This is a genomic window from Nitratireductor aestuarii, from assembly GCF_014641695.1.
Taxonomy (GTDB): Bacteria; Pseudomonadota; Alphaproteobacteria; order Rhizobiales; family Rhizobiaceae; genus Chelativorans; species Chelativorans aestuarii.
Map to the genome: position 1 here is coordinate 302,286 of NZ_BMIF01000004.1, position 12,938 is coordinate 315,223.

At 59.0% G+C, this 12,938-nt stretch carries 14 protein-coding genes; 1 reads left to right on the top strand and 13 read right to left on the bottom strand.

The features are described from left to right. Positions 1 to 144: 144 nt before the first annotated feature. The 5 genes from IEX27_RS09180 to IEX27_RS09200 form a co-directional block, all read right to left on the bottom strand. Positions 145 to 1,071 carry a metal ABC transporter permease gene (locus tag IEX27_RS09180; protein WP_188720731.1) on the bottom strand — a complete coding sequence of 309 codons (927 nt, stop codon included), beginning with the start codon at positions 1,069 to 1,071 and terminating at the stop codon, positions 145 to 147. A 9-nt stretch (positions 1,072 to 1,080) separates the two neighbouring features. Further along, positions 1,081 to 2,022 carry a metal ABC transporter permease gene (locus tag IEX27_RS09185; protein ID WP_188720790.1) on the bottom strand — a complete coding sequence of 314 codons (942 nt, stop codon included), beginning with the start codon at positions 2,020 to 2,022 and terminating at the stop codon, positions 1,081 to 1,083. A gap of 2 nt (positions 2,023 to 2,024) precedes the next feature. Next, on the bottom strand, positions 2,025 to 2,828 hold the full coding sequence (locus tag IEX27_RS09190; protein ID WP_188720732.1) for a metal ABC transporter ATP-binding protein: 804 nt from the start codon (positions 2,826 to 2,828) through the stop codon (positions 2,025 to 2,027). Positions 2,829 to 2,878: 50 nt separating this feature from the next. After that, entirely contained in the window at positions 2,879 to 3,781 is a 903-nt protein-coding gene (locus IEX27_RS09195) for a metal ABC transporter solute-binding protein, Zn/Mn family (RefSeq protein ID WP_244630301.1), read from the bottom strand. An 824-nt stretch (positions 3,782 to 4,605) separates the two neighbouring features. Beyond that, a complete protein-coding gene (locus IEX27_RS09200) occupies positions 4,606 to 5,010 on the bottom strand; it encodes a hypothetical protein (protein ID WP_188720734.1) in 405 nt (134 codons plus the stop codon). Between the two features lie 513 nt (positions 5,011 to 5,523). Here IEX27_RS09200 and rlmN point away from each other — a divergent pair. Beyond that, positions 5,524 to 6,747, top strand: coding sequence for a dual-specificity RNA methyltransferase RlmN (gene rlmN / locus IEX27_RS09205; protein ID WP_188720735.1), 1,224 nt, complete (start codon positions 5,524 to 5,526; stop codon positions 6,745 to 6,747). Between the two features lie 37 nt (positions 6,748 to 6,784). Here the strand turns inward: rlmN and IEX27_RS09210 are convergent, their stop codons facing one another. The 8 genes from IEX27_RS09210 to IEX27_RS09245 are packed head-to-tail and all read right to left on the bottom strand — an operon-like array spanning position 6,785 to position 12,877. Beyond that, positions 6,785 to 7,657 carry an alpha/beta fold hydrolase gene (locus tag IEX27_RS09210; RefSeq protein WP_188720736.1) on the bottom strand — a complete coding sequence of 291 codons (873 nt, stop codon included), beginning with the start codon at positions 7,655 to 7,657 and terminating at the stop codon, positions 6,785 to 6,787. Beyond that, the gene (locus tag IEX27_RS09215) at positions 7,654 to 8,295 is read right to left on the bottom strand and encodes a LysE family translocator (RefSeq protein WP_188720737.1); all 642 of its coding nucleotides are present in this window, start codon (positions 8,293 to 8,295) and stop codon (positions 7,654 to 7,656) included. The genes IEX27_RS09210 and IEX27_RS09215 overlap by 4 nt, the downstream gene beginning before the upstream one ends. A 53-nt stretch (positions 8,296 to 8,348) precedes the next feature. Continuing rightward, positions 8,349 to 9,476 carry a type III secretion system export apparatus subunit SctU gene (gene sctU / locus IEX27_RS09220; RefSeq protein WP_188720738.1) on the bottom strand — a complete coding sequence of 376 codons (1,128 nt, stop codon included), beginning with the start codon at positions 9,474 to 9,476 and terminating at the stop codon, positions 8,349 to 8,351. Further along, positions 9,473 to 10,303, bottom strand: coding sequence for a type III secretion system export apparatus subunit SctT (sctT, locus tag IEX27_RS09225; protein ID WP_188720739.1), 831 nt, complete (start codon positions 10,301 to 10,303; stop codon positions 9,473 to 9,475). The genes sctU and sctT overlap by 4 nt, the downstream gene beginning before the upstream one ends. Then, positions 10,300 to 10,566, bottom strand: coding sequence for a type III secretion system export apparatus subunit SctS (gene sctS / locus IEX27_RS09230; protein WP_188720740.1), 267 nt, complete (start codon positions 10,564 to 10,566; stop codon positions 10,300 to 10,302). Before sctS ends, sctT begins: the two co-directional genes overlap by 4 nt. Positions 10,567 to 10,578: 12 nt before the next feature. Further along, positions 10,579 to 11,220: a type III secretion system export apparatus subunit SctR gene (sctR, locus tag IEX27_RS09235; RefSeq protein ID WP_280516479.1), complete on the bottom strand. Its 642-nt coding sequence runs from the start codon at positions 11,218 to 11,220 to the stop codon at positions 10,579 to 10,581. Positions 11,221 to 11,246: 26 nt separating this feature from the next. Then, positions 11,247 to 12,302 (bottom strand): FliM/FliN family flagellar motor switch protein, encoded by a 1,056-nt coding sequence (locus tag IEX27_RS09240; protein ID WP_188720742.1) that lies wholly within the window; start codon positions 12,300 to 12,302, stop codon positions 11,247 to 11,249. Further along, on the bottom strand, positions 12,299 to 12,877 hold the full coding sequence (locus IEX27_RS09245; RefSeq protein ID WP_188720743.1) for a hypothetical protein: 579 nt from the start codon (positions 12,875 to 12,877) through the stop codon (positions 12,299 to 12,301). Before IEX27_RS09245 ends, IEX27_RS09240 begins: the two co-directional genes overlap by 4 nt. Positions 12,878 to 12,938: the final 61 nt, after the last annotated feature.

Here is a 12,938-nt window from a genome sequence, read left to right on the forward strand (position 1 = left end):
GATTTACCTTGGTAGGAGGACAGAAAAGCGCAAGTACTTGAAATCGACTACGTAAATCCTGTGGATAGTTTATGGCGACAATAATTCACCCCCGTCAGGCATGCTCATGCAGCATAAACATCCCTGCTGATCGCCTTGCCAACGTCAGGAAGCCATGGGCTCGCCAATGCGTTTCCTGTAAGGTCCGACGAAGCATGTGAGGGCAAGAATAAGCCCGGAGATCGTGGCGATCATGCCGGCTGCGCTCACCGAATATTCGGATCCGAGCCATAGCGGGCCATAGCCGCCGAGAACATAGCCGACAACAGCCGAAACAACGGCAAACAGGATACTCCAGAGGATCTGGATTTCGAGCCTGTTGGTCATGAGGCGGGCGGCCGCGGGTGGACAGATCAGCATGGCGATCACGATGATCGAGCCCACCGCATCAAAGGCTGCAACAGCAGCCATGGCAGAGACGATGACAAGCGCGAAACTGACGATAGCCGCAGGAATACCGACGGTACGGGCAAACCCTTCATCGAAGGTGGAGATCTTCAGGGGCCGCCAGAAGATGGCCGTCAGGATAGCAATGGCGAGCGCCACACCCATCATGCGGAAGAGTTCAGGTGGAAGGTCGGCGAGGGCTTCCGGGTCGAGAAGGGAGTGCCAGCCATCGGCGGCAAGCCAGATGAGGCTTTCCAGGTTGCCGTAGAGGGCGTGTTCGACGTCCAGGTGCACACCGCTCGTGTCGCTCTGCTCGAGAAGCAGGACACCGGCGGCAAAGAGGCTGGAGAAGACCACGCCCATGGCCGCACCCGGTTCCACGTTGCCGGCCCGCTTGACGATCTCGATGAGAATTGCAGCAGCGATCGCGGCGGCAGCTGCACCGAGGAAAATTGGTCCGGTAGAGACAGTTCCGGTGAGAATGAAGGCGACGACGATGCCGGGCAGCACAACGTGGCTGATGGCATCTCCTACCAGCGCCTGCCTTCGCAGGATGAGGAAATTTCCAGGCAGGGCACAGGCGACGGCTGCAAAGATTGCGATGAGCAGCGGTGTCAGGCTGAGCTGGACGAACTCTGGACCCATGGCGCCCTCCTATCGCGACGAGATGAACTGTTCGGCCTTGAGCGCTTCGACTGCCTGACGGCGGCGCAATAGGCCGGCAAGCAGCCCGCGGCGCGGGGCGAACAGGAAAGACACAATGAAGATTGATGTCCCGACCAGCACGATGATCGGGCCCGTCGGCATGCTGGGAGCCGAGGCAGACAAAGCAGCGCCAAGATACCCGGCCAGCGCGCCGAAAGCGCCCGCCAGGAGCGCGACGATCTCGACGCGGTCAGTCCAGAAGCGGGCGGAGACGGGCGGAATGACCAGCAGAGCCACAATCAGCACGAGGCCTACCACCTTCAGGCCAATCACCGTGACCGCCATGGCAAGCAGCATCATGGCGATGTCGGTTGTCCGCACCCTCACCCCGATTGTAGCGGCAAATTCCGGATTGAATGATGCGAGCGTGAGGGGGCGGCGAAACAGGATGATGAAGAGCACCGCCAAAGCACCGCCGACGGCGATGAGGAGTGCATCCTCGTAGAGCATCCCTGCTGTTGATCCGAGCAGAAAGCCTTCCAAGCCGGCCTGATAGCCGCTGCGCATGGTCTGGATGATGGTCAGCAGCACCACGCCGAAGCCGAAGAAGGTGGAAAGCACGACTCCGATCGCTGCATCTTCCGGAAGGCGTGTACGGCTTGAGAGCCAGTGCACCACCAGAGCGCCAAGACCGGCGGAAAAGGCGGAACCGAGTAGCAGGCCGATGAGGCTGCGGCCGGATCCGCCGAAGGCGACCATCAGCATGAAGGCCAGGCAGATGCCGGGGAGCGTCGAGTGAGCCAGCGCGTCGCTGACGAGCGACCGCTTGCGCAGGAAGAGAAATGTGCCGCTGCTGCCCGCCGCAGCACCAAGCAGGGCTGCACCGACCGCAACGAGGGAAGCGTTATAGCCCGCGTTGAGAAGCAGAGCTTCAAGGAAGGCATTCCACATGCTCACACCGCCGTCCGTAGCTGGTCGATGTGAGTGGTCGCGAGCCTGCCGCCATAGGTCTTCTGCAGGTTCTCGGCGGTGAAGGTGGTCGCAATTGACCCTTCCGCGACCTTGCGGACATTGATGAACAGGACACGGTCGAAGTAGTCTGGCACGGTCGTCAAGTCATGGTGAACACAGACGACTGTCCGACGCTCCGCCTGCAGCGACTTCAGCACATCGATGATGGCGCGCTCCGTGGCTGCGTCTACCCCGGCAAAAGGCTCATCAAGCAGGTAGAGGTCGGCCGACTGGGCAAGCGCTCTTGCAAGGAAAACGCGCTGTTGCTGACCGCCGGAAAGCTGGCCGATCTGCCGGCTGGCGAAATCAGCCATATCAACACGCTGCAGGCAGGCAAGCGCCTTTTCCCGGTGCCACCGCCGGACGGGGCGGAGAAGGCCGAGTTCGCGATACATGCCCATCAGCACCACGTCGATGACGCGGGTCGGGAAATCCCAGTCGACGGAAGCGCGCTGCGGAACATAAGCCAGGCGGTGCATCTGCCGGGACAGTGCTTCTCCGAAGACCCGGACCGTTCCGGAACTCTTTGGGACGACGCCCAGCGCAGCCTTCAGGAGCGTGGACTTGCCCGCACCGTTCGGCCCGATGATGGCGGTCATGGACCCGGACGGAATCTGGGCAGCAACGCCCACAAGCGCCGGCTTTTCCCCGTAGGTTACGGTAAGTCCTGACACCTCCAGCGCACATTCGCCGGACTGCAGTCGCTCCTCAACCCCATACCCGTGTTCGAGAGCCCGTTGCTCCATTCCTGCTTCTCCTCAGGATCCCGCTGAGATCCCATTGGGTTCTTCAAAATTCACATGCCAATCGTGAGCTCACCACGCATGCCGCGTTCCGGCGCATCACCACCAAGAGCTCGCGCGATGGTTGTGACGTTGTGGTCGATCATGCCGAGATAGGTGCCCTCGTAGGTGCCGTCCGGCCCCATGGCATCCGAGAACAGGTGGCCGCCGATGCGAACCTCATGATTGCGCGATGCGGCTCCCTCGATCAGGGCGCGGGTGTTGCGGTCCGATACCGAGGACTCGACGAAAACGGCCTGGATGTTGCGCTGAACGAGGGTCGAGACCAGCTCACCGACGTGGGTCAGCCCGGCCTCGCTCTGCGTAGAAATGCCCTGTACCCCCATGACTTCGTAGTCATAGGCGCGGCCGAAATAGTTGAACGCGTCGTGCGACGTTACCAGGATGCGCGTGGTCTGCGGTACCGAGGAGAGGACCGTCGTCGCGTAGGCATGAAGCTCGTCCAGTTCCTTGATGTAGTTGGCTGCAGCGTCCGTGAACCTGGCCTTTTCTTCCGGCAAAGCCTCGATCAGCGCATCCCGCACCGAGTTCACCACGTGCACCCATAGGCGTGGATCCATCCAGATGTGAGGGTCGAACTGGTTCTTGTATTCGTCGTGGGCGATGAGCTTGTCCCGGGGTATGTCTCTGGTGACCGCCACGACCCGGCGCTGCTCAGTGAGCTTGTCGAGGAATTCTTCCATCTGGGCTTCCAGGTAGAGCCCGTGGTGAAGTGTCAGATCGGAACGGACCATCGCCAGAATATCCGACCTGGTCTGGCGGTAGCTATGCGGATCGACGCCCGGACCCATCAGCCCGGTAACACGCACCAACTCACCACCGACGACCCGTGCAGCGTCGGTGATCATGCTGGTGGTTGCGACCACCTGCAACGGGTCGGCTGCAGAAACACGCATTGGTACAGCAACAACCAGCCCGGTCATCCCCGCTAAAACAGTTCGCCTGTTCAAACGCCTCATGCGGAAACCTTCAATTTATTCCTCTCAAAATTTATGATGCAGTTGCAACTCATTTGCAACTAGAAACTTTTAAGTCAGATAAATGTTCCATTTCATCCCACTTGGGGGCTGAAGCTAAAACCTCACCGTTCCGACTGCGAGTATGGAATGCGCACCCGGGTCCCACCAACTGTCGCGGTGGCCATGGATCTGACCACCCAACCTTTAGCCGCGCCTGCTGGACCGAAAGATGACCAGCCAGTGACTGTGATCGATCCAAAGGAACCCTAAATTTTACGCGTCAAATGCAAAATCCATCTCGCGGCTAGAAGCCCAAACAACACAGAGTAACGGTCACCAATACGTAGCGTATCTATAATATTTACGATAATTACCTGATAGATTTACGCCACTTTGAACACTAAACGTGTTAGACAGATGCACTGTCACAAACGAAACAACACACGCATTAAAAGACTGGATATTCGCAGTTGTTTTTATGACGAGATAATAATTTCGATCCCAGCGAGCAAAGTTGCTCCTCAATCATCTGCATGGGATCGCTTTTGAGTAAGCCGGCTGATGACCGCGGATGCAGCTGGCAAAGCATTTTTCATGACGTGATGCATTAAGGGTGGACCCGCAATTACGGGCCCACCCTTTTCATTTCTGCAGTCAAACGGGATTGTTCAGCTTCGCGTTGGAAGCCGAAGCGATCTAAGTCCCTGTTGGCTCACAGTTCAGGACGGAAGACCGGTTCCCGCCTTTCCTGGAACTGCCGATCAGGCCCGGGCCTTCGACGAAAAGCCACCTGCAACCGGCTGCTTGCCGAAGATGATCACGGCAAACATCAGAACGCCAACGAGAACCACCAGCGAACTTACGCCGACGATTGGCTCCATGGCTGGGTAGCCAAGATACAGGAAGTAGAGCGAGATGATCTGGACCGCCACGCCGATCGCATAGACCAGGTACTGGTAATAGGCGAAGCGCGTTTCAGCCTTTGCCGGGTTCAACGCAAGATAACCACCGAAGATCGCCATCGTCACCCAGCCAAGCAGATTGGCGTGAGCATGCGGGCCTATGACATTGTGGTTACCGGACATGGCCATGTGCAGTCCCATCGATATGCCAACCAACAGGAATACAATCGCGGTCCGGAAGTAGAGATTTGCAATATTGGGCATTGGGGTCCTCCCTCGTGAATAGCTGATGTGACTTACTCTCAGAAAGAGGAGCACCAGATCCGGCTCGGTCCATCAGGCGCCAGCAATCCCAACCGCGACAAAAGGTGCGCTGCTTGCGGCATCGGAAATTGGCGAACTCGCCTGATACTGGAACTAAGGAGCGGTCAATTCTGCCCAACTCGCGCAGTACGGCTATCCCTCCGTTACCGTACTCCACCCTTCTGACCGGCGCGGATATTACTCCTACTTACATGTAATAGCAATGATTCTCGATAATCGACCAGGAGATCTCCGGCAGCCCAAATGGAGTAGATTTCTAGGCACCCATGGCAGGTGACGAGAGGGTTCCTATATGTTAAGAGCCTCGCGACCTTAGCTTACCACCTGCCCTCTTACTCGTGAGGCAGTGTGCGATTTTGCTTTTTGCCGCATCTGAGCGAGACGGAATAGATATCGTTCGTCTCCAGAATGTTATATGTGGCGTGATTAACGCCTGAACGTTGTTGTGCCCTGATGACCCTGACGATTGATACGCTGAACCCAGAAAGCCGTCCGCGGCCAAGCCTGACCACTGTCGAGTTGAAGCCGCTGATCGGGCTGACGCGCGAGGAGATGGCCGAAGCACTCATTGCCGTCGGCGTTGCCGAGCGGCAGGTCCGTATGCGGGTGCGCCAGCTCTGGCATTGGCTCTATGTGCGCGGCGTTTCCGACTTCTCGCAGATGTTCAACATCTCGAAGGAGTTGCGCGCGACCTTGGCCGAGCACTTCACGATCGCCCGACCGGAAATCGTTGAAGAGCAGATTTCCACGGATGGCACGCGCAAGTGGCTGCTGCGCTTCCCGCCGCGCGGTGCAGGCCGACCGGTGGAGGTCGAGACTGTCTACATCCCCGAAGAGGGTCGCGGCACGCTGTGCATTTCCAGCCAGGTGGGCTGCACGCTGACCTGTTCGTTCTGCCACACCGGAACACAGCGCATGGTTCGCAATCTCACCCCCGGGGAGATCCTCGACCAGCTGCTGGTCGCACGCGATCGCCTCGGCGACTTCCCGGATGCCGATACGCCGGACGGCGCAATCGTGCCCGCCGAAGGCCGCAAGGTCACGAATATCGTGATGATGGGCATGGGCGAGCCGCTCTACAATTTCGAGAACGTCAAGAAGGCGCTGATCGTCGCCTCCGACGGTGACGGGCTGTCGCTCTCCAAGCGCCGCATCACGCTTTCGACCTCTGGCGTCGTGCCGGAAATTTACCGGACCGGCGAAGAGATCGGCGTCATGCTGGCCATTTCGCTCCATGCCGTTCGCGACGAGCTGCGCAACGAGCTGGTGCCGATCAACAAGAAGTATCCGCTGGCCGAGCTGCTCGAGGCCTGCCGCAAGTATCCGGGCCTCTCCAACGCCCGCCGCATCACCTTCGAGTATGTGATGCTGAAGGACGTGAACGATTCACTGGACGATGCCCGTGAACTGGTGCGGCTGCTGAACGGCATTCCGGCCAAGATCAACCTGATCCCGTTCAACCCGTGGCCGGGCAGCCAGTACGAATGTTCCGACTGGGAGCAGATCGAGAAGTTTGCCGATTACGTCAATCGTGCGGGCTACGCCTCGCCGATCCGTACGCCGCGCGGCCGCGATATTCTCGCCGCCTGCGGCCAGCTGAAGTCGCAGTCCGAGCGTATGCGCAAGAACGATCGGCTGCAGCTTGAGGCGATGATGATCGCCGGACACGGCGAGTAAAGATCTTCGATAAAAAGCCGGGGGATCCCCGGCTTTTCTATTTCTGGGCCAACAACTTCTGCAGGATTTCGCGGGACCGCGTCCACAGAATGGAGCTCCCTTCGTCCTCCGCAACGATCAGTGAGGCGCGTGGCAGCCGGCTCGCCAAGGTCTTTCCGAAATCCGGCGAATGGACCGGGCTCGTGTCGAGAGCTCCGTACCAGAGATCGACCGGAACCGAGATCTCCTCAAACCTGAATGGCCATTCGTTCAGCGCGATCACCAGATCGCGCGCGTAACCTTGCGCTCCTTGCGAGAAGCCTTCGCGCAGGCAGCCGCGATAACGTTCGGCGAAGCCCGGGGCTTCGTAGATGGCGCGGTCGACCGGCGCGCTCATGTCGCGGATCAGCGTCCAGAGAAACTCGTCGGTCGCCATGCCCGCCATCCAGGCCTCAAAGCCAGCTGGATCGGCACGAGCGGAGTCGATCATGCCCGCCACCTGCTCCGGCAGCAATGACTTGATGGCTGGATGGCCAAGGTCGTCCTGCGCTGAGACCAGCGCTACTGCCTTCACGAGATGCTTTGTTGCAAGCGCCAGAGCGAAGGGACCGCCCTGCGAAAAGCCCAAGGCCACCGGATCAACGAGAGAATGAGCGGAGATGAGCGCATCGATATCCGATGCCCAGCTCTCAAACGTCTTGTGAGGGTCGTGTGACGAACTGCCAAGACCCGGACGATCCACGGCCAGCAGCGTGACGCCGAGTTCCTCAAGGTGCTCATGCCCGAAGCCGAGCGTGCCGCTCATGCCCGCTCCGGTGCAGAACAGGACCGGCGAGCCCTCCTCCGGGCCCCATTCGGACCACGCCAGCGTGCGGCCATCCTGAAGCTTGATCTCCCTGCGCCGCTCGGGCGCCCCCACGATTATGGTCATCTTGCCTGTGCCGTCAGAATCTTGATGGCGAAAGCCGAGAAGATCCCGGCGAACGCGTAGTCGACAATGCGGGTGATACGAGGGCTCCTGCGCAGAAGGCCTGCGAACTTATCGGCCGCCAATACCATGGGGATGCTCAGAGGCAGGGCAAGCACGATGAACATGATGCCAAGGAAGAAGAGTTTCTGACCCGCATGCGGATCGCTCGGCGAGACGAACTGCGGCAGGAAGGTCATGAAGAACAGGATGATCTTCGGGTTGAGCAGGTTGACGCCAAGCCCGGTCGCCCAGTTCTTGAAGAACGGCGCCTGTTCTGCCTTCCTCGCATCCGGATTGAAGGCCGAGCCATGCCGAATTGCCTGAAACGCCAGCCAGACCAGATAGCCGGCGCCGCCGATCTTCAGTGCGAAGAATGCTGCCGGTGAGGCCACGAGCAGGGCAGACAGGCCGAGCGACACGAGCGTGGTGTGCACCAGAATGCCGGAGAGTGCGCCCGACATGCAGGCAAAGCCCGCGCGCTTGCCCTGCGACAGGGCGCGCCCGACAAACAGGGTCATGTCCGGCCCTGGGGTGATGGTGATGATAAACGTGGCAATCGCAAACTGTACGATGGTTGCGAAATCAGGAATGAAAGACATCCAGTCCCCCGGAGCGCGGCTCGGCGCTTGAGTTTCTTGCACAAGAACCAGCGTTAGCTGCTATCGCTTTCCTTTTTCCGCCGCAAGTCTTCCATGTCGATGACGCCGTGCGGAAGTCGGCCGGAATAGAGCACCTCCTTGTTGTTGGCGATCCAGGCTAGCACCTCGGCAATAGCGTCAAACAGCTCTTCGGGAACCGGCTGGGATATTTCGACATCCGCAAACAGCTTGCGCGCGAGCATGATGTTGCGGAACACCGGAACGCCCGCCTTCTCGGCCGCGCCGATCATCTGGTAAGCCTCCTGGTTGCGGCCCTTCGCGGTGACGACGGGCACCGGCACCTTTTCCGCAGAGTAGAAAATCGCGACTGCCAGATGCGTCGGGTTGACGATGATTGCGGTAGCCCTGCCGGCTGCCCGAACCCTGTCCTCCATCGCCAGTTCCTGGGCGAGCTGCCGCCGCTTGCTTTTCAGAAGCGGATCGCCCTCCATTTCCTTGAACTCGCGCTTCACCTCCTCCCGCGTCATCATCAGGCTGCGGATGTGAGCCCGTCGCTGAAAGGCGACGTCCGCCACAGCTATGAAGAAAAAGGCAACGGCTGCGTAGGCGATCAGTCGGCTGAGCACCAACGAGGTCAAGCCACTCTGGCAACCCAGGTTGCAGTACAGCGAGTTCACATAAGGCCCGATGGCGTCTCGAATAACGCCAAAAAGGATGGCCACAAGCACTGCGATCTTCAGAATGGTCTTCAGCAATTCCACAGCGTGACGTCGCGAGAAGATGCGCCGAAGGCCTGAACCCGGATTGATGCGGTCACCCTTGGGTATGACCGCGTCCACACTGATCAACCCACCGACCTGAACAAAACTGGCGAATGTTCCCACAACGACAACGATGCCCAAGATCGGCGCGAGTATCAGGGCAAAGCTCAAGCCAGCTTCGTAAAGCGCAACGGCGGTGCGGTGATTGGGATATTCCCTTGCGTGGACCGCAATGCTGTCGAACAGACCCTGAAGTCTCTGATTGATCAAGTCCCAGCCGAGCCAGAGATAGGCCACCACAGTGAACAGCGACAGGGTCGTCACAAGCTCCTGGCTACGGGCAACCTGTCCCTTCTTTCGGGCATCCTCCAAGCGTTTAGGAGTTGGCTGCTCCGTCTTCTGGCTGGAACCCGTGCTCATGGATTGCCGTCGGGTATGCCACGCAGTGCACTGATCAGCTCTTCCAACCCATTTCTAACCAACATGAGGTCGAAGTTGGCTGCGTCCAGAAGGCGCGAGAAATAGACGATGAGGATGAACATCGCCAGAGCGCTCTTTATCGGCATTGAGAGGATAAAGACCTGCACCTGTGGGGTGAAGCGACTGACCAGAGCGAGAGCGAATTCGGTGAGGAACATGAGTGCTACTACCGGTAGAGCATAGATGACGATTGTCTCTGTGCCTCTATCGGCCATGCTGAGCAGCACAGCAGGAAGGTGCTCCGTGGGCCTTGGTATCAGCTGACCCGCCGGCCAGAGAACAAAGGACTGGAAGAGCACGAACAGAAGATTGAGTATGGCGCCGGAGAGGAATGTGTAGGTGAGAAAAGCCTGCGAGAACAGCAAGCCGAGTGGCGTCGTCTCCTGGGCGTGCAAGGGATCGATCGAGCTTGCGATCGCCGCGCCCCGCTGGTTGTCAATCAGCGCACCCGCCGACTGAACGGCCCAAAAGATCCACCCAAAGACATAGCCCATCAACAGGCCAATGACCGCTTCTTTGAAGAAGTGCGAGGCGTAGGTCAGGACCGAACCATCGAAGCCATCAATATGCGCCAGATTAATGGGCGCGGCGAAGGCTGTCAGCACCAGTACCATTGCATTGCGCACCAGGCGGGGTACGGCCTGCAGGCCCATGATCTGTGAAACGTAGACAAACAGGTAAACCCGCGGCAAGGTCAGGATAAGCGCTGTAAACTCGCGTTCGTAGAGGCCAAGAAAAAGCCTGCCGGTTTCCACGAAATCGTTCATATCATTCGTGGAAATTCATTGAACAGTTTCATTGCGAAATTGACGATCTCGGAGCCCAACATCCCAGCCATGATGGCGAGCGTGATACTCACCGCGACGAGCTTCACGGCGAAGGCGACCGTCTGCTCCTGCAGCTGCGTCAGAGCCTGAAGCAGGCTTATCAGGATCCCTACCACCGAAGCCGCAATTATCGGCGGCATGGAGAGATACATCACCAGCCCCATGGCTTCCTTCAGCTGCTGCGCGGCTATGTCAGGTAACATGGAGTCTCCTCGTCAGGCATAGCCGGTCACCAGCCCAAGGATCAGGCGTGACCATCCGTCGATCATGACGAACAGAAAGAGCTTGAAGGGCAAAGAGATGGTGAGCGGGCTCACCATCATCATGCCCATGGCGAGCAGCACGTTGGAAACCACCAGGTCGATGACGATAAACGGCAGATAGAGAAGGAAGCCGATTTCGAAGGCTTCGCGAAGCTGCGTAACCGTAAACGACGGCAGTACGATCACGATACTATCCGTGTCGAGCGTGGAAGACATGTTCTCCGGCCAAAGCTCCTTTGCGGCCTGCAAGAAGAAGAGCTTCTCCCGATCGGCAGCATGCCTCGTCAGGAAATCCAGCAATGGCTGCTTGCCGGCCTCATAGGCCGCGCGCAGCCCTTCCGCGGAGTCGAGCGTATGGTTTCCCTGGACCAGAATGTCATGCGTCTGCAGGATCACAGGGGCCATGATGTAGCCCGACAGGATGATCGCCAGCGCGTTCAACGCCATGTTCGGCGGGATGTTCTGCACACCGATGGCGTGGCGGACGAGGAAGAACACAACCGAGAGCTTGATGAAGCTCGTCGCCACCACGGCCAGGAACGGCATCAGAGCCGCAGCAAACATGATGAAGATGAGCTGAAGCGGATCAATCATTCCAAACATTGCCTACTTCGCGTACATCAAAGGACGAGACGGGTGATGCGCACCGCAAGACGATCATCGATCATGACCAGATCCCCGGTTCCGATGGCATCGCCATTGGCGCGGATCGTCACTTCCATGCCAGCTTCCAGCGCGGGCGGATCCAGCTCGACGAGCGCACCTTCACGCCAGGTGGAAAGCTCGCTCAGAGGTATGCTTCGGCGGCCAATCTCGAACACCAGCACAATCCGCAGACCTTGCGGAAGCGGCTCACGCTGGGCGCCCATGGTTTTGTCGGCCATGTCATCGTCACTTTCGCTCGGACGTCTAGCTCCCCCCAATTCAGATCCGGGAACAAACTCCAAACCGGTGCAGCACCAGCCATCATCGGTGTAAACGAAGGTATTGAGTGTTTCCCCGACACGCACCAGGCACGTCTCCGGAGCTCGCCTGGCCATGACCACGATGGAACCGGCCACCAGCGTCACCAGCTCTCGATGGGTGACGGTGATTGTACCTATAGTGAAATCAGCAGGCGCCGATATCCCCTGCGACAAGAGCCGGCGAACAGGATTTGTCCCGCTGGGTACACCCTCCGCCAGCCTTAGCCAGTCGCGAATGCCGGCACCGATGTTGAACCGAAGTTCTACGTTCTCCTGCGAGATGAGCGCTTCGAACCATTGGAGATCAATTGGCTTGGACACTATCTCGTGCAAACGGCTCGTCCGCGCCAGATGCCATTGCTGGGGCTCATCCATGGAAAGCAGCTCCGCGACGAGCGAGAGCATGCCCTCGTGGATCGCCTCACAAAGAGCCGTGGGCAGCATGGCAAGATCGGCTGCATCAAGCTCCGCTTCACAGACCTCCTCGAAGGGAAACGCAACAAAGTTGACCAGCCTGGGCGCCGAGGCGCCGCGCAGTTCGACTTCAGCGACGAGTGCCTTGGAATGAGGCGGCGCAGTTGGCGCAAAGGTGAGCTTCGCGTCTGAATTCTCGAGTGCAATGGGTTCCCCCGAGAATGAAAGGAGCCTGTTCCAAGTCTCGACATCACCGCCAGCGATGCTCACCAGCGGCGGCATCCAGATGGAGTTCATTGGCTCCCTTTCCGGCTATGGTCGATCTCTGAGATCGCGGCTGTCTCCTGTTTGCGTGCAGCACCGGAACCGCTGACGACTTCATGGATGCGGATGACACGTTTTGGGAACCGGTCCTGGAGACGCTCCGCGAGCGCCTGCGTGGCCGCCAGATATTCACCCGTCGCCTGCCCCTGGGTGCGCGACAGCACAACATCGAGCGTAGTGGGCGACATGGAAATCTCCACACCGCTCAGGCCTTCCATGCCATTTGGGGCCAGCTGCAGCGCAAGCGTGAACTTGCCGTCGGGCGTCTTCGGAACCGTGAGCAATGCCTGGTCGATGCGCGTTACGAGATTCTCAAGCCACTCGACGCGGTGCGTTCCGCTGACGCCCACTGCGGTATGCCCCATGGGAGCGGGTTGTGCGGCTGGCTCAGCCTTGTGTTCGACAGGATGCAGGACAACAAGCAGCGTCTTGCCATCCTCCGGCGGGTTCTTGGGCTCCGCTCCCTTCTTCTGAGCGAGCAACACCTTCTGCTGAAAGAGATCAGCCTTATCCGGTTTGTGAGCCGCCTCGCGGTTGGTTTGAGCCACTCCCTTCTTTTGTGCCTTTTTTGGCTCCGCACCGTCTTGCAACCGCTTTTTTGCAGCGACA